The 17,151-nt window shown below is 53.9% G+C and carries 23 protein-coding genes and 1 pseudogene; 3 read left to right on the top strand and 21 right to left on the bottom strand.

The annotated features are described in order from the left end of the window. Positions 1 to 101: 101 nt before the first annotated feature. The 17 genes from OGV57_RS09590 to OGV57_RS09510 all read right to left on the bottom strand — a co-directional run bounded on the left by OGV57_RS09590 (position 102) and on the right by OGV57_RS09510 (position 10,548). Positions 102 to 698: a tail fiber assembly protein gene (locus OGV57_RS09590; protein WP_193146772.1), complete on the bottom strand. Its 597-nt coding sequence runs from the start codon at positions 696 to 698 to the stop codon at positions 102 to 104. Continuing rightward, a complete protein-coding gene (locus tag OGV57_RS09585; RefSeq protein WP_193146773.1) occupies positions 698 to 2,218 on the bottom strand; it encodes a phage tail protein in 1,521 nt (506 codons plus the stop codon). Before OGV57_RS09585 ends, OGV57_RS09590 begins: the two co-directional genes overlap by 1 nt. Continuing rightward, a complete protein-coding gene (locus tag OGV57_RS09580) occupies positions 2,215 to 2,823 on the bottom strand; it encodes a phage tail protein I (protein WP_193146774.1) in 609 nt (202 codons plus the stop codon). The genes OGV57_RS09585 and OGV57_RS09580 overlap by 4 nt, the downstream gene beginning before the upstream one ends. Further along, entirely contained in the window at positions 2,816 to 3,724 is a 909-nt protein-coding gene (locus OGV57_RS09575) for a baseplate assembly protein (protein WP_193146775.1), read from the bottom strand. Before OGV57_RS09575 ends, OGV57_RS09580 begins: the two co-directional genes overlap by 8 nt. Positions 3,725 to 3,730: 6 nt before the next feature. Continuing rightward, entirely contained in the window at positions 3,731 to 4,078 is a 348-nt protein-coding gene (locus tag OGV57_RS09570) for a GPW/gp25 family protein (RefSeq protein WP_023135260.1), read from the bottom strand. Further along, complete coding sequence (locus OGV57_RS09565) at positions 4,075 to 4,716, bottom strand: phage baseplate assembly protein V (RefSeq protein ID WP_023135261.1); 642 nt, start codon at positions 4,714 to 4,716, stop codon at positions 4,075 to 4,077. The genes OGV57_RS09570 and OGV57_RS09565 overlap by 4 nt, the downstream gene beginning before the upstream one ends. Positions 4,717 to 4,784: 68 nt before the next feature. Beyond that, a complete protein-coding gene (locus OGV57_RS09560; protein ID WP_119174567.1) occupies positions 4,785 to 5,234 on the bottom strand; it encodes a phage virion morphogenesis protein in 450 nt (149 codons plus the stop codon). Further along, a complete protein-coding gene (locus OGV57_RS09555; protein WP_193146777.1) occupies positions 5,227 to 5,694 on the bottom strand; it encodes a phage tail protein in 468 nt (155 codons plus the stop codon). The genes OGV57_RS09560 and OGV57_RS09555 overlap by 8 nt, the downstream gene beginning before the upstream one ends. Beyond that, positions 5,657 to 5,902, bottom strand: a complete 246-nt coding sequence (lysC, locus tag OGV57_RS09550) for an Rz1-like lysis system protein LysC (RefSeq protein WP_231912255.1) — start codon at positions 5,900 to 5,902, stop codon at positions 5,657 to 5,659. Before lysC ends, OGV57_RS09555 begins: the two co-directional genes overlap by 38 nt. Then, on the bottom strand, positions 5,802 to 6,215 hold the full coding sequence (lysB, locus tag OGV57_RS09545; RefSeq protein ID WP_193146778.1) for an Rz-like lysis system protein LysB: 414 nt from the start codon (positions 6,213 to 6,215) through the stop codon (positions 5,802 to 5,804). Before lysB ends, lysC begins: the two co-directional genes overlap by 101 nt. Next, the gene (locus OGV57_RS09540; RefSeq protein WP_023135263.1) at positions 6,212 to 6,709 is read right to left on the bottom strand and encodes a glycoside hydrolase family 24 protein; all 498 of its coding nucleotides are present in this window, start codon (positions 6,707 to 6,709) and stop codon (positions 6,212 to 6,214) included. Before OGV57_RS09540 ends, lysB begins: the two co-directional genes overlap by 4 nt. After that, positions 6,696 to 6,992: a phage holin family protein gene (locus OGV57_RS09535; RefSeq protein ID WP_023135264.1), complete on the bottom strand. Its 297-nt coding sequence runs from the start codon at positions 6,990 to 6,992 to the stop codon at positions 6,696 to 6,698. Before OGV57_RS09535 ends, OGV57_RS09540 begins: the two co-directional genes overlap by 14 nt. Before the next feature lie 3 nt (positions 6,993 to 6,995). Next, the gene (locus tag OGV57_RS09530) at positions 6,996 to 7,199 is read right to left on the bottom strand and encodes a tail protein X (protein WP_023135265.1); all 204 of its coding nucleotides are present in this window, start codon (positions 7,197 to 7,199) and stop codon (positions 6,996 to 6,998) included. Next, positions 7,199 to 7,705, bottom strand: coding sequence for a head completion/stabilization protein (locus OGV57_RS09525; protein WP_193146779.1), 507 nt, complete (start codon positions 7,703 to 7,705; stop codon positions 7,199 to 7,201). Before OGV57_RS09525 ends, OGV57_RS09530 begins: the two co-directional genes overlap by 1 nt. Positions 7,706 to 7,793: 88 nt before the next feature. Continuing rightward, entirely contained in the window at positions 7,794 to 8,546 is a 753-nt protein-coding gene (locus OGV57_RS09520; RefSeq protein WP_193146780.1) for a phage terminase small subunit, read from the bottom strand. Positions 8,547 to 8,549: 3 nt separating this feature from the next. Further along, positions 8,550 to 9,617, bottom strand: coding sequence for a phage major capsid protein, P2 family (locus OGV57_RS09515; protein WP_193146781.1), 1,068 nt, complete (start codon positions 9,615 to 9,617; stop codon positions 8,550 to 8,552). Positions 9,618 to 9,693: 76 nt separating this feature from the next. Then, positions 9,694 to 10,548 carry a GPO family capsid scaffolding protein gene (locus OGV57_RS09510; RefSeq protein WP_193146782.1) on the bottom strand — a complete coding sequence of 285 codons (855 nt, stop codon included), beginning with the start codon at positions 10,546 to 10,548 and terminating at the stop codon, positions 9,694 to 9,696. 165 nt (positions 10,549 to 10,713) lie between these two features. On the opposite strand from OGV57_RS09510, the gene OGV57_RS09505 reads away from it, so the two are divergent. The 3 genes from OGV57_RS09505 (at position 10,714) to OGV57_RS09495 (ending at position 14,899) form a co-directional block, all read left to right on the top strand. Beyond that, a complete protein-coding gene (locus OGV57_RS09505) occupies positions 10,714 to 12,483 on the top strand; it encodes a terminase ATPase subunit family protein (RefSeq protein ID WP_023135269.1) in 1,770 nt (589 codons plus the stop codon). Next, positions 12,483 to 13,529: a phage portal protein gene (locus OGV57_RS09500; RefSeq protein WP_087856846.1), complete on the top strand. Its 1,047-nt coding sequence runs from the start codon at positions 12,483 to 12,485 to the stop codon at positions 13,527 to 13,529. The genes OGV57_RS09505 and OGV57_RS09500 overlap by 1 nt, the downstream gene beginning before the upstream one ends. Positions 13,530 to 13,960: 431 nt before the next feature. Beyond that, entirely contained in the window at positions 13,961 to 14,899 is a 939-nt protein-coding gene (locus OGV57_RS09495; protein ID WP_193146783.1) for a hypothetical protein, read from the top strand. Positions 14,900 to 14,972: 73 nt separating this feature from the next. Here the strand turns inward: OGV57_RS09495 and OGV57_RS09490 are convergent, their stop codons facing one another. From OGV57_RS09490 to OGV57_RS09475, 4 genes and pseudogenes are all read right to left on the bottom strand, one after another. Then, entirely contained in the window at positions 14,973 to 15,182 is a 210-nt protein-coding gene (locus tag OGV57_RS09490; protein WP_024132455.1) for a hypothetical protein, read from the bottom strand. Positions 15,183 to 15,361: 179 nt separating this feature from the next. Beyond that, complete coding sequence (locus OGV57_RS09485; RefSeq protein WP_193146784.1) at positions 15,362 to 16,093, bottom strand: hypothetical protein; 732 nt, start codon at positions 16,091 to 16,093, stop codon at positions 15,362 to 15,364. Positions 16,094 to 16,172: 79 nt separating this feature from the next. Then, complete coding sequence (locus OGV57_RS09480; protein ID WP_000373436.1) at positions 16,173 to 16,613, bottom strand: DinI family protein; 441 nt, start codon at positions 16,611 to 16,613, stop codon at positions 16,173 to 16,175. 116 nt (positions 16,614 to 16,729) lie between these two features. Next, positions 16,730 to 17,140, bottom strand: a pseudogene (locus tag OGV57_RS09475) (replication endonuclease); the annotation flags it as partial. Between the last annotated feature and the right edge of the window lie 11 nt (positions 17,141 to 17,151).

Genomic DNA, 17,151 nt, shown 5'->3' with positions numbered 1-17,151 from the left:
CGTATTTTCTGTTGTGCTGTAATGGTGGGCTATTTGTCGGCGATGGGTAGGGGATGGCACATAAACAAATTAAAAAAAGACGGGCATCAGCCCGCCCCGCATTACTCCGGCTTAACCGGCCACCCGATATCCGGTGCCGCTGAGGTGTCGACCGCGTTCAGCCCCTGAATGTATTTCATCCATGCAATCAGGCTGGCTTTGTCATCGTCGCTGATGATGCCGAGCTGCAACTCGGTCTGCCACAGGCTGATAGTACTTTGCGCTTCGGCTAACAACGCGGATTTTTTCTGCTCTGCCTCCATAATCTGACCGTTTTTCTGCGCATTCTTATCGGTGACCCATTCGCTACCGTTCCAGCGGTCATAAGGCGTTGCGGGTGCAACCGTGGTCACGTCGTCTGCATAATCACCCGGCACAGTAATCGTGACAGGCTTACCTGTTGCTGTGTCATAAACCGTTTCGCCCCGATGGTCTGCTACATATTCCCATCCTTCAAAACTGGCCGTACGACACACGGTAAAACCGTCTTTTTCATCTAATGGGGCATCAGTACAAGAATTGGCAGGAATGCCTACACCAACCGCGAGATATTCAACGCAGGTCGACAGATACTCTCTAGTTGCGCCGTCGTAGTTATAGACGGTCATATCACCTGCTTTCGTAGCTATGCCATTTTTGTTTAGCGTCGCTTTCGCCATTATGCAGCCCTCACGATGTAGTTAAATGCAATATTCACCGGACGGTTTTCGGTTGCCGTTCGAACCACCCTGGAGGAATCCAGATAAATGTGCTTTTGATAAAATGAATTTAATGCACCTGCCGCAATGCCTGATGTAGTTAAATCGACCAGACTAAATGCACCTGTTCCGGCAGCGTTAACGCCGACAGTAACATCAGAAACCATACCGGTGATATTTTGCTGGGCATCCTGCTGTTGTGTCAGTATTGCACGTCCGGCATCAATCCCTTTTCCATCATCCCAGCCACGAATAAATACGCCGCGTAAATCCAATAGTTTTCCTGATGGGAATATCTGTGCGAGCTTCGGATACAGCGCCTTGTCAAACGATGCACCGTTATATTTCAGAAATCCTTCGGGCGGTGTTGCGAATACCCATGGGATAGGAACGCCCACCGGTAACAGGCTGCCATAATCAAGCCCGAGTCTGCGAAGTGCTCCCGCCACATCGGTTGCGCCAGTACCGCCACGAGATACAGGAAGTGCCACGGCGTTTCCCTGACTATCCTGCACTCCCCACTCTCCGCTATTTGCCAGTACAATCCGCAATTTTCCATCAGGAGACAGAACACTGGTAAAAGCATCTGATAACTCAGATGGCGCTGACTTAAAAAATTGCAGACCAAGGTGCTGGACAAACTGTGCGACATCGGGAATATCACCGCCATTCTGGCTTTTCTGCATCGCGCCTGAGATACGAGCATCATCACCTGCTGCCACAGTGCCAGCAGTTGTCCCGGTATTTTTAGTCGCACTGTCGCCCAGTTGTAGACTTTGCCGCGCCAATGCCGGATTTGGCAAATCTGCGAGATTGCGCTCTTTAGCCAGTCGAGCACTGGCGTTATCCATAGCTATTTTTACCGCTTTTGGTGTTGCCGCTTGCGCTTCACTTTCGCTTGTCACGCTACTATTAAGCTGCACAAATCCCTTATCAGCCGTTGTGGCATCGGGGTGATTTCGTGACTGTTCATGAGCCGTGAATTTACTGTCGACATAACTTTTAACTTCGATAATTCTGTCATCGACATACTGGCGCGTTGCCAGCACGACCGACGGGTCGATTTTCAGAGTAATAGCTGATGTGCTGGACACGATGAGAATCATGCGAATGGTCTGCGTGCGGCCACTTCCCTCCTGAAGTTGCGGTTTATAGGTCTCCGGGCAGTTCGCCACAGCAATCAGAATGCCGTCGTCATCGTAGAGACCAATCTCTCGGATCCAAAACCCACCCTCATTCTCGGGAATAATTTGTTCCGCGATAATCTGGCTGCTATTGGTCGGGTCAACGGTCAGCAGGTTCAGCGGCGCGATGCGCTTCTGGTTGATGAGTTTCGTCTGCGACGGGTCAGGGGTCGGCAGCGCACCATTCGCATCACCGACGGCCATCTGCGTCAGGTTGAGTTTGGTGCCGAGTGCCGCCGCGTTCGCCAGTCGCGCCGCGCCCTGATTGGTCAGAATGGCAAAATATTTTGCGGTCATGCGTTCACTCTCAGGTTATCAATCAAATGGATGGCCGAGGCCAGGTAATATTCACCGCCGACGACAATTTCCTTGGGGGTGTAGGGGTAAACGGTCAGCGCGTCGCCGTGGTAGCATCCCGCGCCGACATACAGCTCACCGCTTGCACTCAGACTGATAGCCAGCCCTGTCAGGTGACGGCTTGCTGGTTTGGCATCTTCAATCAGGCGCTCAAGCTCCTGATACATTTCGTCAGTGATGCCGCTATCGAGCACGCCGACAACAAGGCGGAATGTGCCTGGCTCCTCGTCGAGCTGCCACCACTCGCGCACCTCAATCAGAAAACCAAGCGGTTCAACCACCCGGCGCAATGCGCTGATGGTGCCTTTGTGCTGATGGACGAAAAACGAGGAAGCACAGACGCTGCGTTTTGTCGCCTCCGGCCACTTCTCATCCCACCTGTCGACCGACAGCGCCCACGCCAGATACGGCAGCAGGTTTACCGGGCAGGTGCGCCAGTTCCACAGAGTGCGCAGCGGTACCGGCACGCGCTGAATCTCAGAGAGTGCAGCAGCGGCGGCGACCTCCAGTTGTGATGAGCCAACGGGTAACAGCCGGTCACTCATCCGAGCCCCCGATAGTTATCTGGTATTCGGTGCAGTTCGACGCCTGCGACTTGCTCAGCACAATGTCGGCCTGCGGTGATGCCAGTTCGACACGCTGTACCCCTTCAACATGCAGCGCCGCATAAATGGCTGACAGTCGGATATCTCGCCCGAGGCGGTGCTGCGCGCTGATGTAGCTCTGCAGCTTCTGTTCTGACGCCTGCCTGATGGGTTCGGATTCAGGGCCTGGGTAAACATAGAGCGTCGCGTCAATCTGGTACGGCACAATCTCGGCTGACTGGACAGTCACCCGGTCTGCCACCGGGCGCACATCTTCAGCATTCAGCGCCTTTTCAACGACTGCCAGTAACTCAGGGCTGGCGGTGCCGTCGCCCTCGCGTGATAACACGGTAATCGTCACACAGGCTGGTGACGGGCTGGCGACCGAAACGTCAGCGACCCGCCCGTCGGCGCTGCGACCGTGATACTCATATGCTCCGACCGGACCCGCTACACTCAAGCCCTCAAACGCCTGTTGTGCGCGCAGACGCAGGTCGGTGTCGGACTCCATAACGGCAGGTGTCGGCGGGATGGTGGTGTCATCCGCCGGTGAGATGGTCAGGCGTTCGGTATTGTTGTTCCCGGCCATGACGTCAAGGTCGTCACCGGCAGAATAGGCCAGCGTCACCGCCTGCGCGGCTTCGTTCACCCGCTGACGCCAGATAACTTCGCGGTAGGCGTTTTCCTGCAGAAGCTTAACAATCGGCTCAGACTCAAGTGCCAGCGTGCGGGCGATAGCCTCCTGCTGGTCTTCAGGATAAAGCGAAATCAGCGTCGCTATGCGTTCCGCAAGGATGGTTTCATAGTCCAGTTCCTCAACCACGTCGGGAACGGGTAACTGACTCAGGTCAACAGTTGGCATAGTGATTTAACTCAGTGAAACAGTGGTTGAAACTGACGCACCGGTATCGGTACGCATCCCGGTAATATCGACATACATTTCGCCAGTGTCGCCGCGCTCAAAACTGATGGATGTAAGCCTGATGCGTGGTTCCCACTTCTGGATCGCGGAATAGCACGCCACCATGATTTGCAGCCTTAGCGCCGGGGTTTGCGGCATATCAATCAACGCAGACAGGAGCGAGCCATATTCACGACGCATTACCCGCGAGCCGACCGGCGTCAGCAGAATGTCGCGCATGCTCTGGCTGATATGCTCACTGTCACGGATAGCGAGGCCGGAATTGCGGTTCATCCCCATATAGCGCGCCGTCACTTGGTGCCCTCCGTCCAGCTCCCACCCCGTTGCACGCCGCCGTGACCGTGGTCATCAACCTGCACACCGTTTGATTTCAACGTGCCGTCGGTATGTTCGATGTTTCCCCGCATGGTGCCGCCTTTCTGCACCTCAAGCGTCGCCGTCGTCAGTTTGTTGGTGCAGACCACCTCCGGGGTGTCGAGGGTGATACGCTCTGCCGCTTTGACCAGCACCACCGGCACGGTGGCGGTGATGGACTCCGATGCCGTCACGTCGGCAGTCTTGATGCCGCTGACCGTCAGCGCACCGGTTTCCGGCTCATACTCCATAACCGCGCCATCAGGGAACACCACATGCCACGCATCCGCCGAGGCAGACGGGGCGGGGTTATCGTCTGAGAAAATCCCCGGCAGAACGAAAGCGGTATCAAGCTCGCCACCAATCGCCAGCAGCAGTACCTGCTCACCGACCGAGGGAGCCCACCATGTACGCGAACGACCGGCGCGGGTAGTCAGCCAGTTCAGCCATGTAGTCTGGATCCCGCCGCTTTGTACGCGGCACAGCCCCTGCACAATATCGACCTCAGTCACCACACCTGAGCGGATGAGGTTGCGAATTGCGCGCGCGAGCTCCTGTAAAGTGGATAACGTATTCATAATGCAAGGATGCCTCTGGTCTGGAACCGCGCCAATTCGCGCGGCTCCGGTGATGGCTCACACAATATTTATTTGCCGAGGTGACTGAGAATGACGTCTTCAATCATCTGCTCATCGTCGCGGGTGAAACCGAGTAGCGGGCGCGCCTCGTACTGCACCTCACGGCTGTTGCGGTTTGGCCGGTCTTTGAGGCCATACTGATGCACCCGCGCCATGCGCTGCACTTTGCCGGTAAATTCCACCACCGCCGCACTGTCGCTGCCTTTGGCTTTCATAAAGCGGTTAGTGCGCAGTCTGGCGAACATCTCGCGCTTAATGCGGCCTTTCTTGCTCCGCACCGGCTGGCGCTTTCGCGCGGCATACGGGGTGCCGTCGGGTGCCTGCTGGCGCTTAATGCGTTGTTGCTGACTGGCGCGCAGCTTTTTCGCAATCTCAGCCGCCATTTGCCGACGCGTCGCCGGTGACAGGCTGGCAATCAGACCGGCAAGGCGCTCCTGCAGCGCGGTTAACTCACTCATCCCACTTACTCACCAGTTCGCCGTTAACGTACAGTTCGACCGGGCGCGTCACGGGTTCAGGCAGCGACGGCTCTGGCGCATAGCTGACGTGCAGTGCGCCGTCGACCTCTTTGACGAGCGTGCGCTCGGTGAGTCTCAGGCTGATACTGATATCGAGCGAATCGTCGTTATTGATATCAATCACCCAGGTGAATCCTTTCTCGCGCCCGTCGTTGGTGGTCATAATGTCCGGCTGATGTTCACGCAGCCACGCCTGCACCGGCACGAATATCAAATCGAGGTCGCCGGTGAAGTCAGTCACCACCACGTTAAGCACGTACACTTTTTCAAACGACAGTGAGCTCGCCAGTCGGGAATCCGTATGCCCGTTATCAGCGAACATGCGCAGCATATCGGGGTTGTTTCGGAGCTGCGGCACGGCGTTAATCAGCGCTTTGCGCAGGCTTTTGTGCTTCTGCATCGAGTTCATCCTGACAGTGTTTGACGGTTTTGACCTGCAGCGCACAGGCAGTCAGCGCGCCCTCAAGACGGCGAATATCCGCGCTCAGGTCACCATTTGTTTTCGGGTCACTTCCCGGCATCGGGCAAAGGCTCACCTTCGGGCATCCGTTGACCACAATCACCGGCGCTGGCGCAGGCGGGGCGGGTGTGCAACCGACGCACAACATCAGGCAGAGCAGCGTTATACCAGCGGCGAAAGGCTTCATTTTCATTAAGTAACCTCGTTATCGTCTGCTCACGGCGGCTGGCTTCTGCACTTGCCTTTGCGAGCTGCTCGCGCAGTGCCACCTGCGCGGATTCATTACGTCGGGCGAGCTGACCGGCAACACTGAGCTGATTTTTCAGCATGCCAATCGTCGTCTTTTGCTCGCTCGCGACACGGTTTGCCGCCTCAAAAGAGCGGTATAAATTGCCGTTCTCATGGCGCAACCACAGCAACCCGAGCACGGCCAGCACAAGCAGCGTTATCAGGACTTTCATGCCACCACCCCGCCAGCCGTGCGCCAGACAGTGACCAGCTTTTCGAGACTGTGCTCGCGCTGGCCGTAACCGGCACCCGGTAATGACGCCCAGATATTGCGACAACGGGAAACAGCACGCTCAATACGCCCCGCCCGGATATCGTCAATAGCACCGCGTTCCCGGATTAACTGGATCGCGAGCTTGTCCTGCGACAGTGGACTGAAATCAGGCAACGAGAGCTGTTTTTTATAGTGCGGCCAGAACAGATAAAGCTGCTGGTAACGCCCCGATGCCGTGGATTTCTCACCACGGCGATTAAACACTTTCGGTGGTCGGCCATGTGCGAAAGGGTGGTCGCTGTAATCGGTGAAAATCTCTGGCTTACCATCAAGACCGGTGACAATGACGTCATAGCCACGGTTTTTCGTCAGCGGATGGTTCGCTGTTCCTTCGGAATACGCCAGCATGTCCAGAAAGGCGGCGATATTCTGGTGAGTATTAATGACCGGCATCGTCTTCCCCTTTCTGTGACTTAAAGCGGCGCTGTATGGCGATTTCCACCACCTGATAACCGGCAATGCCGAGCATGGATCCAATCCCGCACACGGCAGGCAGTGACATATCAGGAAACTGCACCAGAACAACACCGGCGACCATCGAAACGAAACCGCCGAGCAGCATGCGTCCGACAAACAGGCGCGGGGTGATGGGCTCACCACCTGCCAGCACTTTCCCGACAACAATCATCACGCCAATCACAAACAGTGACAGGACGCCTTTTTCCCCTTCTGTCATGGTTTACTCCCAAAGATTGATAGTGTTAGTTACTGGTGAAGATGGCACATCGGGCAGGTCAATCTCGGTACCATGCGGCAGAATGACTCCCAGCTCAGACAGACCCGGATTAGCCTGCAGCACCGTCTCGACCACGCCCTCAGTGCGCCCGTAATACCGGGCGCAAATCGCATCGAGGGTGTCGCCCTGCATTGCCCTGACTTTCATCAGAGCTGACCCACTATGCAGCGCGGCTTGTCCTGCAGACGCGCAACTGACCAGCGCATATCCCGCCACAGGTCATCAATGGTGGTTTCCACACTGTCGGCTTTTTTGTCACCCTTGCCGGTGGCCTCAACGCCGCGATAACGCTCATACAGGGTGGCGGTCGCCATCGCCGTCACGGCGCTGAGGTAGTGGAAAACGCGCACATTCTCACCGTCGATTTCCTCGGCAGGCACGTCGGCCAGTTGCTTAAACCCGGCGGCAGTCTGGCGCTGCCGGTAGTCGTAAAGCTCCGCATTGGTCTCGGCCATGCCGGTCTTGATGGCATTGCGCAGGCGCGCATCGGAAACCGTCTGCTCAAGGCGCATCAGTTCGCGCACGCGCTTCGGATCCACATCAGGGAAAAAGAACGTGTTTTTAATCACTGCACCGCCCGTCTCCGGTGCGGGAATCACCACGCCCGGTACGTCCTGCGGTTCATCGGGCTGGTTCAGTATCACTGTCGTCATGACAACCTCATCAGGTTGGGCGGTGGACGCCGGTCGCCGTCAGGTCTTTGCCTGCTTTGACCGGCGTGCCGCCCGGCTCGGGGAGCGTTCAGTTAACCGGCGGTTTTTCCGCCTTTGGTGGACGCCCGCGCTTTGCTGCCGGTTTGCTGGCAGGTTTGCGCGTGCGCGGTTTAGTCGTTTTACGGGGTGCGGCCTCTGGCTTTGGCTTCAATGCCCGTTCCAGTCGCTCAATCTCCTTGCGCACACCGGCATTGCGGTCGAGCTGCATCGCGCGCTGAAACTGCGCCAGCGCCTCGGCATTCATACCGGCATCACGCAGGGTCAGGCCTGTCACCTTATGCAGACGGGCGCGCACCATATCGGGAACGTCAGCGCCGTCGGTCAGGTCGATAGTGGTCTGCAGCCAGGAAAGGTCGACAGACTCACCGGCATCGCGCAGACGCTGCGCGGCAAGCGCCACCTCCTCAACCAGCATGTAAGGTGTTGTGCGGCGATGGTCAGAGGTGAGGCCGTATTTCAGCGCGTAGGGGGCAATTTCCAGCGCGCCAGCGATATCACCGGCATCGAGACGCCACAGCATGACGGTCATGACAATGTCATCCTGCGCACCACGACCATCAGCCAGCACACCGGCGACCCACGGCGCATAGAACGGCAGCAGCTCGCGCTTTTTCTCGGCTTTACGTTCGTTTGAACGGATGTTTTTTAACGTGCGGCGGTCATCGGCCAGCTTAACCAGCATCTGCTCATAGGCGGTTGCATGGCGCAGCGGGGCTTGCTCCCGCTGCGCGGTTTGAGAGGCCGAGACCCGCATCATGTGACGCTGTGCGGGGCTCGTCATGGTTTAGGCTCCGCTTTCCGGTGCTGCAGGTGCGGTGAAATCGCCCAGGGTGATGTTTTCCAGCAGGCACCCGGCAGCATACGCCTCGACCACATAGTCGATATTCATCGACTCGTAGTTTTCCACACGGTCTTTTTTCGGGTTTTCATCAATGCTGCGGCGGTGGCTCTCATCCATGAAATAGATAGAGAGGTTTTCCAGCGTGGTCACTAACACGGCATTCGCCGGGAAGTACGGCACACGCACAGCAGGCAGGTTGCCGATTCGCTTCTGGCTGATGATGATATCTGCCGCGAGCGCTTCGCTATTTTCCTGCGGCTTGTTCACCAGCGGGAAATATTTGTCGGCCAGCAGCTTACGGCCAACGATGGCAACGAGTTTCGGGTCATCCTGATAAACCTCGTCAATCAGGTTATTGGTCGCATCCATCACCAACGCGTCGAGGTTCTCATAGTCACCGTTTCGACCGACACGAATCACTGCTGAAACGACCTTACCGTCAGCGTCGGTGATGTTGCTCATCACGCGCGTCGGGGCTTCATTGCGGTATTTCTGCAGCCAGCCGACGACCACATCCTGCAGCATCGGATTTTTGGTGCGGTCAGAGGTGGCGGCGCGGGTGGTACCGTTAAAACCGGCCATGATGAAATCGAGCGCCTGACGCTTGACGATGGCGTCACGGATACGGCGCTGGAAGTCCTGAAAACGCGCCCACAGGTCGAGGGTTTTATATTTCAGGTGGAAGTCAAAGTTAATCTGGTCGCACTCGTACTTGTTGGACTCAAGCGCGGTAAAGTCTGCGGTCTTACGCTCATCATCACCCGAGGTGTCGGTCGTGCTGGCGATAGTACCGGTCACACCGACGCCGATTTTCTCACCCTTCATTTCTGCAACCGGCAGGATATTAATCGTCTGCAGAAACGCGGATGACTCCTGCACTTTGTTCATCAGCGTTTGCGTGACGGACGGCTCGACGGTGAATTTTTTACTGACATCATCAGTGCTGATGCCGTTCAGCTCAGCGACGCGGGTCAGATAGGCATTGAACTTAAAACGGGTTTCCGGGCGCATAGTATTTCCTGTTTGAAATTATCGGTTAGTCACTGCATCGGGCGGGGTTGCCGCCCGGTTTCGGGTTTGCGGCTTATCAGCAGTCGGTCAGCAGCTCATCGCCACCACCGCCGCTGGCTTTCGTGCGTCGCGGCTGGCTGAAACTTTCGGTTTTATCGAGGGTGGTTTTCAGGGCGGAAAATGCCTTGCTGGTTTCCTCAACCTTGCCGGTCAGTTCCTGTTTGAAGGTGGCAAGTGCGGTTTCCATATCGGAAATACGCTTATCCTGCGCAGTGAGGTTGGTCTGCACATGCTCGCTGACGGCGGTCACCGCTTCATGCACATCATTCATGCGCGCATCGTCGCTGACCTGTTTACGGCTGAAAATGGCTTTCACCTTGTCAGTCAGGGCGGTAAATACCGTTTCCGGCTGGTCTTCAAACTCAAGCTCTGCAAGCGTTGCCGCTGAAATCAGGTTTTCAGGGTTAGCCTTAAAGCGGTTAAGCGGGTTGTGTTTTGCATTGCGACAGAATTCGAGGTATTCGGTGCCGAGGCTTGCCGGGTCATCGGTCACAGCCAGACCAACGAGATAGCATTTGCCGCTGTTGCTGAAATTCGGCGCGATTTCCATTGAGGTATAAACCTTCTGGAGTGCCTTATTCATTGCGACTAAATCGTCGGATGGGCTGATTTTTGCGAACAGTGCCAGCTTTCCGTTAAGCGCGGAGTCATCTTCGATTTTCTCCGCTTTCAGTTCGACCACATCGCCATAGCGTTTGAACGGGCTATCAGGAAACACGCTTTTGATGTGCTCAAGATTGATGCGGCAACCGTAGACGCGCGGGTCAAACGTGTCGGCCATTTCCTGAATATCACTGGCGCTGATAATGCGCCCGTCGCAGGTATCACCCTCGACGCCGATGCGAAAGAATTTTGAGACTTTTTTTGCCATTGTCAGGAGTCCTGAGGTTAGGGTTACTGGTCAACGCCAGTTTCCAGACTCCGGGCACACCAGACCACTAACGACGGCTGGACAATCGCCCACACAACAGCACCTTAGCGAATCACTGACGGCCATTAAGTAGCCTTGCCCTGAATCCACTACGGCGAGGCATCAATGACCATTTCCACCGATACAACCTTGTTGCATGACCCGCGACGACAGGCATCGCTGCTTTACTGGCAGGGGTTTTCCGTGCCACAGATTGCCGAAATGCTGCAGGTCAAGCGCCCGACCGTGCAGAGCTGGAAGCAGCGCGACGGCTGGGACGGCATCGCGCCGATTTCCCGCGTTGAAAGCAGCCTTGAGGCCAGGCTGATTCAGCTCATCGCCAAGCCGCAAAAGACAGGCGGCGATTTCAAAGAGATTGACCTGCTCGGACGGCAGATTGAACGGCTGGCGCGCGTCAACCGCTACAGCCAGACCGGCAACGAGGCCGACCTTAACCCCAACGTCGCCAACCGCAACAAAGGGGAGCGCAAAAAGCCGAAAAAGAATTTTTTCAGCGACGAGGCTATCGAGAAACTGGAGGAGCTATTTTTCGACCAGTCTTTCGAGTACCAGTTGCAGTGGTACCGCGCAGGACTGGCGCACCGTATTCGCGACATTCTCAAATCCCGCCAGATTGGCGCGACGTTCTATTTCTCCCGTGAGGCGCTGCTGCGCGCGCTCAAAACCGGCCATAACCAGATATTTCTGTCAGCCAGTAAAACGCAGGCTTACGTGTTCCGCGAATACATCATCCAGTTTGCACGACTGGTCGACGTCGACCTGACCGGCGACCCGATTGTCATCGGCAACAACGGCGCAAAACTGATTTTTCTCGGTACCAATTCCAACACCGCGCAGAGCCATAACGGCGACCTGTATGTCGATGAAATATTCTGGATCCCGAACTTTCAGAAACTGCGCAAAGTCGCCTCGGGCATGGCATCGCAGAAGCACCTGCGCTCAACCTACTTTTCGACGCCCTCAACGCTGGCGCACGGGGCTTACCCCTTCTGGTCGGGTGAGCTGTTCAACAAGGGGCGCGCCAGTGCCGCTGACCGCATCGAAATCGACATCAGTCACCGCGCACTCGCCGGTGGTCAGCTCTGCGATGATGGTCAGTGGCGGCAGATTGTCACTATTGAGGACGCCCTTGCCGGGGGCTGCACCCTGTTCGACCTCGACCAGCTCAAACGCGAAAACAGTGATGATGATTTTAAAAACCTGTTTATGTGCGAGTTTGTCGACGATAAGGCATCGGTATTCCCGTTCGAGGAGCTGCAGCGCTGCATGGTCGATGTGATGGAAGAATGGGAGGATTTTGCCCCGTTCGCCGACCATCCTTTCGGCTCTCGCCCGGTCTGGATTGGCTACGACCCGTCGCACACTGGCGACAGTGCCGGGTGCGTCGTGCTCGCACCGCCGGTGGTCTCGGGTGGCAAGTTCCGCATGCTGGAGCGCCACCAGTGGAAAGGCATGGACTTTGCCGCGCAGGCAGAGGGCATCCGCAAGCTGACTGAGAAATACAACGTCGAATACATCGGCATTGACGCAACCGGCCTCGGTCTCGGCGTGTTCCAGTTGGTGCGCTCATTCTACCCGGCGGCACGCGGCATCCGTTACACACCTGAAATGAAAACCGCCATGGTGCTCAAGGCAAAAGACACCATTCGTCGCGGCTGTCTGGAGTACGACGCCGGGGCAACCGACGTCACGCAGTCGTTTATGTCGATTCGCAAAACCATGACCAGCAGCGGGCGAAGCGCCACCTATGAGGCCAGTCGTACCGAGGAAGCCAGTCACGCCGATATCGCATGGGCGACCATGCACGCCCTGTTAAACGAACCGCTTTCTGCCGGTAGCGGCATGCAGCCTAAATCTATTCTGGAGTTCAACTAATGGGTAAGCAAAAATCCCGCAAAGCCGCCGCGCAGAAAACACGCGCACCACAGCAACTGAAAGCCAGCGCACCGCAAAAAATGGAAGCGTTCACCTTCGGTGAGCCAGTGCCGGTGCTCGACAAGCGCGATATTCTGGATTACGTCGAGTGCATCAGTAACGGCAAATGGTACGAGCCGCCGGTCAGCTTTTCCGGGCTGGCAAAGAGCCTGCGCTCTGCTGTACATCACAGCTCACCGATTTACGTTAAACGCAACGTACTCGCGAGCACCTACATTCCACACCCGCTGCTGTCCCGTCAGGATTTCAGCCGTTTTGCGCTCGACTATCTGGTCTTCGGCAACGCCTTTCTTGAGCAGCGCCACAGCGTCACCGGCCAGTTAATCAAGCTACTGACCTCACCGGCCAAATACACCCGTCGTGGGGTTGATGATTCGATTTTCTGGTTTGTGGAAAACTTCACTCTGCCGCATGAATTCGCGCCTGACACCGTATTTCACCTGCTGGAGCCTGACATTAATCAGGAGATTTACGGCTTGCCGGAATATCTCAGCGCGCTTAATTCTGCCTGGCTGAATGAATCCGCAACGCTGTTTCGCCGCAAGTATTACCAGAACGGCGCGCACGCGGGTTACATCATGTATGTGACTGACCCGGCGCAGAGCGCGACCGACGTCGAATCGCTACGCGAGGCGATGCGTAACTCGAAAGGACTCGGCAACTTTAAGAACCTGTTTTTCTACGCCCCCGGCGGAAAACCGGACGGCATCAAAATCGTGCCACTGAGCGAGGTCGCCACAAAGGATGACTTTTTCAACATCAAGAAAGCCAGTGCCGCCGACCTGATGGATGCGCACCGCGTACCGTTCCAGCTAATGGGCGGCAAGCCCGAGAATATCGGCTCACTCGGTGACGTTGAGAAGGTGGCAAAGGTATTTGTGCGCAATGAGCTGTCGCCGCTACAGGACAGGTTCAGGGAGGTAAACGACTGGCTCGGCATGGAGGTCATCAGATTCAAAGAGTACACCCTCGACAACCCGGAATAACCCCCTCAAGCCGCCAGCATGGCGGCTTTTTCATACCCCGCCACCATCACGCCTCAGACGCGCCACACGCGCACGAACACACACGACCACCAACGAAGCAACAGCAACCACGATAGCGCCATTATGAGGCGCTCAGACGATAATTTTTATTATTCCGCACCACCTCTGGCGCGCAATGCTTTCCCCGCCACGCCTGCCCGCTTTATGGGTCGGTTTTAATGCAGTTGCATGACCACTCTGGATCCGCGCCAGCTCTGGCGGCGCACTACCAGAACGGGCAAGCCTGACGCATGCAAAACCATGCACCTGTTGCATGCACAGCTTATTTATTGATAAATCACCTTAAATTTACAAAAATCACGAACATTGGCAATTTCCAAACATGATAGCCTCTCCATAACTATCGAGCCTATTTTTGAACGGAGAAAGATATGCAAGGTGAAGTTAACGAACAGCAGCCCGATGAGATTGGAACTGAGTTTGGATACTATCCAGTAGAAGTTAACATTGAGACTGAAAATTTTTCTTTACTTACTTTACCCGGCCTCGCTGAGAAAGTAGAGCGCGTTAACAATGACAAAAATGTTGTTAATGGCTGGATATACCCAGGAAACCAAGAGACATATAACTTTAATGGCGGCATATCCATAATGCCTTATAGTTGCCGAGTATTCGGATTGCCAAAAACGCACATACTAAAATTAAAAAATACATCCTCGCTAGAAGCTCTCAACTTTGTTGTGTGGTGCCTGTCTTTTTTCAGGGGGATGAGATTAACAACCACCGATGCTGGTTTTTTAGATGCAACCCCCATCAAGCCTGCTAAGTTAACAGACTTTATTCTCGGCAGATGCTCTGAAAAAGCAATCATAGAATTGGCTCTCAATTACATATCTAGCGAGCAAAAAACCGAGAAATCACCAATAAAAATAGCGGCAGTGGTGCACGCACTATTTTTATCTCACAACCCACAATACCTTTCATTTGAAAAGTTCCAGTATCTTTACATGGCATTGGATGGTTGTTTTGCTTTAGCGTGGGCAGAAAAAAACAAGTGCCCTGAAAAAACGTTAAATCACTCCAGGCGGTTAAAGTGGCTGTGCGAAACCTATGGCATACCACGGCCTTCATGGGTAACAGGCAAAAAAAATATTACAACCATCCGCAATGATAATTTTCATGAGGCTATTTTCTATGGTCAACCGCTTGGTTTCTCCAGTGTTAATGGCGGTCAATATGGTGATGATATATTACGAGAAATGCAGGCTCTGGTATGTCGCTTACTAGCAGCATTACTCTCTGTAAATGATTTTACATATATCAAATCTAAGGTCGACTCGGTTGAGTACCATTCATTAAAACTAAATTAACACTAACGCCTCGCGTAGCTCGTTGTTCAACCCCGCCAGCACTGAAAGCGAGTTTCATCGCTGGCGACGTTTGCTATGGACGACGTGGTGGAGGTGCGTATTGTATCGGCCTGCTGATATTATCCAGTTTGCCGTAGTTATCCCTGACTATTTCTGCACACCCAACCAGTTCTGCTGGCGTCAGGTTCTCATTGACCATTATCGTCTGCAGACGATGAACGATTGCCATCAGTTTTATGCTTTTAGTTTTGTGCTGCGGAATTTCTCCCGGTAGTCGATGCATAATATCGCCCTCAATGAATTTTATTTAGTGTCGTCAAAGCGCCACTATAAAACCCGCTAAGGTAACGTCCCATTCATCACTAGTGTGTAACCAATAACACATCTGGAAATTTTGAAAGGCAGGACAAACGCCTCGCGGTAGTCGTTTTTCAACACCGGCGGCGTTTGTCACTGTATTACTTAATTTTCGAGTATTGAATCAACCTCACCCGTTCGAACATCGACGCGCGCTGCTACGGTCTGTTTAACCACTCCACCATAAGCATTAGTTCCGCGAAACGTTGTTTTGACAACGGCATGCGGGTCTTTATTCAAAATAAGATGGTAAACCGTTGAAACATGTTTATAAGAGGAATCATCATTCATGCTGGCTTTTATCAGCCTCTCTAACGGACGATAAGAGCCATCCCAACCGCTAAAATTTCCCTGAAATACATCAAGGTTGATTTTATTATTTAGAGATTGTGGATCCTTCTCAAAGTCGTTGAAACACCACCCCAACACATCACCGAGCTTTAACGCATCATCTTTAGTAAAAGTGTACTCACTCATACAGGCATAAAAAACATCTGCAGAGCTGGCCGGTACACTTTTGAAGCCAACATAGTCTTTAACGATTTCGTGCCGGGTTTCTTTTGGCTCGTTGCGATATTCTTTGAGGGTTTTATCTGCGTACTCAAACGTTGGCGTAGCCGGTTCCGCTTTAACCGTCGGTACATCATTTTTCGCTACAGGCTGACCCTTTTCAGTCGGCCATAAGATTGAGCCAATAACGCCCAGCGCCAGACAGCCGCCGAGATAAACCGCACTTGAGCGCTTTCGATTTGGCATCCTAACCAGCGACGGCTTGATAAGACCAATGATAAAAGCAATAAAAAGAGCCAGAGATAAAAATGCTATTACGGTATCCATGATTTTCCTTTATCTAATCCCATAAAAAACAACCCCATGCTACCAAACATGAGGTTGATATTGGCGCTTTTTTGAAGAGCTACCGCCAGCTCTCATCTTCCCAAACTTCCTGAAGAATAGCGTCCAGCGCTTCGCGGTCTGAATCTTTATCGAACCCCATCAGTTCGACACCAGTCATGGATCCCTTTTTGACCGTAACGCGCGTCGATGGAAAAACAGACTGTATTCGCCTAGATAATTCACTCTGAAAAGCATCAATCACCGGCTGACCGACTATTTGGTCTTTATCTAATGTGATATTTACCCTCACCTTGCTCTCCCTCGCAAAAGTTTCATCAACTGGCGGCGCGGAAAAAACAACAGAAAAATTATTGTTTTTCATTAAGTTGCCTCTTGCTATCTCCGCAATTAAATTCAATGCGATTTCACGGTCTCTTTCCTGACAAGTCCCTTCAGCCGTCAGACGCGCAATCATTTCGACCCGCTCAATCATAACGTGCTCACTTAACTCTCTATCCACACAACCTCCATAACGAGATACTGTATAAACATACAGTAGCACGTATTGATAAAAAATGTGAAGAAAAAAAAGCAGTAAATACACTGTATGTACATGATATGGATGAATATTAACGGTTATGCTTTCGTTGCCAGTTCAGCTAAAGCCGCAACACGATTGAGGATTTCTGTAGCTTTGGTCTGATGCTCCTTAGCTTTAGCCTGATGTGATGGCGCTGCGGTAAATATTTCTCCTGTGGCCGTTCCTCGCAACCATTTACCATCAAAGCAACTTTTGCCACCTGCAATCAGGTGCAAGGCTTCGCCCCGGCTAATAGTGATGCCGGTTGTCAGATGTATTTCGTCGATAGTTTTCGCTATAACTGCATTTTGCTCATCCGTTCCGTGGATGAATTTTCGCCGCATTGCTGGTTTTGGCTTCCTGAGCCGGTTTGTCAGTTCTCGTCTTTCACGTCGGCTCAGTGGTTTTGATAAATCGAGTTTCGGTGGATCGCTTTCGCTTCCCGTACAGTTATTGACAGAACTCCGACGCTTGCCAT

The sequence above is a fragment of the Citrobacter sp. Cf087 genome (assembly GCF_030334285.1).
Lineage (GTDB): Bacteria > Pseudomonadota > Gammaproteobacteria > Enterobacterales > Enterobacteriaceae > Citrobacter > Citrobacter freundii.
The sequence above is the reverse complement of the archived record's forward strand: the minus strand, read 5'-3'. Positions and strand labels throughout refer to the sequence as shown.

Bases quoted from the DNA above. Each gene is read 5' to 3' on its own strand.
- OGV57_RS09590 (WP_193146772.1), bottom strand. From the start codon at position 698: ATGGCGAAAGCGACGCTAAACAAAAATGGCATAGCTACGAAAGCAGGT.
- OGV57_RS09585 (WP_193146773.1), bottom strand. From the start codon at position 2,218: ATGACCGCAAAATATTTTGCCATTCTGACCAATCAGGGCGCGGCGCGA.
- OGV57_RS09580 (WP_193146774.1), bottom strand. From the start codon at position 2,823: ATGAGTGACCGGCTGTTACCCGTTGGCTCATCACAACTGGAGGTCGCC.
- OGV57_RS09575 (WP_193146775.1), bottom strand. From the start codon at position 3,724: ATGCCAACTGTTGACCTGAGTCAGTTACCCGTTCCCGACGTGGTTGAG.
- OGV57_RS09565 (WP_023135261.1), bottom strand. From the start codon at position 4,716: ATGAATACGTTATCCACTTTACAGGAGCTCGCGCGCGCAATTCGCAAC.
- OGV57_RS09560 (WP_119174567.1), bottom strand. From the start codon at position 5,234: ATGAGTGAGTTAACCGCGCTGCAGGAGCGCCTTGCCGGTCTGATTGCC.
- OGV57_RS09555 (WP_193146777.1), bottom strand. From the start codon at position 5,694: ATGCAGAAGCACAAAAGCCTGCGCAAAGCGCTGATTAACGCCGTGCCG.
- lysC (WP_231912255.1), bottom strand. From the start codon at position 5,902: ATGTTGTGCGTCGGTTGCACACCCGCCCCGCCTGCGCCAGCGCCGGTG.
- lysB (WP_193146778.1), bottom strand. From the start codon at position 6,215: ATGAAAGTCCTGATAACGCTGCTTGTGCTGGCCGTGCTCGGGTTGCTG.
- OGV57_RS09540 (WP_023135263.1), bottom strand. From the start codon at position 6,709: ATGCCGGTCATTAATACTCACCAGAATATCGCCGCCTTTCTGGACATG.
- OGV57_RS09535 (WP_023135264.1), bottom strand. From the start codon at position 6,992: ATGACAGAAGGGGAAAAAGGCGTCCTGTCACTGTTTGTGATTGGCGTG.
- OGV57_RS09530 (WP_023135265.1), bottom strand. From the start codon at position 7,199: ATGAAAGTCAGGGCAATGCAGGGCGACACCCTCGATGCGATTTGCGCC.
- OGV57_RS09525 (WP_193146779.1), bottom strand. From the start codon at position 7,705: ATGACGACAGTGATACTGAACCAGCCCGATGAACCGCAGGACGTACCG.
- OGV57_RS09520 (WP_193146780.1), bottom strand. From the start codon at position 8,546: ATGACGAGCCCCGCACAGCGTCACATGATGCGGGTCTCGGCCTCTCAA.
- OGV57_RS09515 (WP_193146781.1), bottom strand. From the start codon at position 9,617: ATGCGCCCGGAAACCCGTTTTAAGTTCAATGCCTATCTGACCCGCGTC.
- OGV57_RS09510 (WP_193146782.1), bottom strand. From the start codon at position 10,548: ATGGCAAAAAAAGTCTCAAAATTCTTTCGCATCGGCGTCGAGGGTGAT.
- OGV57_RS09505 (WP_023135269.1), top strand. From the start codon at position 10,714: ATGACCATTTCCACCGATACAACCTTGTTGCATGACCCGCGACGACAG.
- OGV57_RS09500 (WP_087856846.1), top strand. From the start codon at position 12,483: ATGGGTAAGCAAAAATCCCGCAAAGCCGCCGCGCAGAAAACACGCGCA.
- OGV57_RS09495 (WP_193146783.1), top strand. From the start codon at position 13,961: ATGCAAGGTGAAGTTAACGAACAGCAGCCCGATGAGATTGGAACTGAG.
- OGV57_RS09490 (WP_024132455.1), bottom strand. From the start codon at position 15,182: ATGCATCGACTACCGGGAGAAATTCCGCAGCACAAAACTAAAAGCATA.
- OGV57_RS09485 (WP_193146784.1), bottom strand. From the start codon at position 16,093: ATGGATACCGTAATAGCATTTTTATCTCTGGCTCTTTTTATTGCTTTT.